At 75.1% G+C, this 951-nt stretch carries 1 protein-coding gene; it reads right to left on the bottom strand.

Annotated elements, in window-relative coordinates; genetic code table 11:
- Positions 1 to 246: 246 nt before the first annotated feature.
- Positions 247 to 762, bottom strand: coding sequence for a carboxymuconolactone decarboxylase family protein (locus I59_RS23335; RefSeq protein ID WP_022902681.1), 516 nt, complete (start codon positions 760 to 762; stop codon positions 247 to 249).
- Between the last annotated feature and the right edge of the window lie 189 nt (positions 763 to 951).

Below are 951 nucleotides of genomic sequence, written 5' to 3'. Positions count from 1 at the left end.
CGGATATCGAGGTCCCCGCGGGCGTCGACCGGTCCGCGGGTGACCGAGTCCTTCGATGGTGACTGCATCGACGCCGAACCGGTCTTGCTTCGACGACGACGTCGCGCCAGTGGCCGAGGCGGCTGAGCCCCCGGGCGGCCGACCCGGCGACGCGCCACGCCGCGGGGTGCCATCCGGCGCCCTGCAGCGCGGTGACGAGGATGGTGCGGTCGGACATGTGCCGGGTCCCGTCTCGTGTCGGTGCGGTCAGTGGGAGTGGGTGTGGGCGGCCTCGTGCGCGGAGGCGGCACCAGGCGCGGGGGCGGCGCCCGGCGCGGAGGCGGCGCCCGGCGCGGAGGCGGCGCCCGGCGCGGGGGCGGCGCCCGGCGCGGGAGCGGCGCCCGGCGCGGGAGCGGCGCCCGGCGCGGGGGCGGCGCCCGGCGCGGAGGCAGCCTCGGCACCGAACTTGAAGCCGAGGCGGCCGTGGGCGAAGCCGCCACCGGCGCGGATCGCGGTCGCGACCCACGCGGCCTCGGCGAGCTCGGCCTCGTTCGCGCCGGCCGCGACCGCACGCTGGCTGTGGGCGTCGATGCAGTACACGCACTGCGTCGTGATGCCGACGGCCAGGGCGATGAGCTCGCGGTACCGCAGCGGGATCTCGCGTCCCTCGGCCCGGAACACCGACTCGTCGAACTGCGCGAAGGCGGCGAGGATGTCGGGGGTCTGCTGCTTGTAGACCTTCGTGTAGGTCTTGTCCTGCTCGCGGTCGAGGTACTCGGTCAAGCGCCGACCGTACGGCGATCCCGACCCACGCACGACGGGTGGTTGCGGGCCGTGAACGAACGTTGCGTCGTGTGACGTCGGAGCGACGCTCAGCGGTCACGATGGGACGCCCGGACACGGCGTGACATGGTGTCCCGATGACCCGTCTGGTTCGTCACGCACGCGGAACCCGTCGTCGAGCCCCGTCGG

It is taken from the genome of Curtobacterium sp. B8, from assembly GCF_000333315.1.
Taxonomy (GTDB): domain Bacteria; phylum Actinomycetota; class Actinomycetes; order Actinomycetales; family Microbacteriaceae; genus Curtobacterium; species Curtobacterium luteum.
The sequence above is the reverse complement of the archived record's forward strand: the minus strand, read 5'-3'. Positions and strand labels throughout refer to the sequence as shown.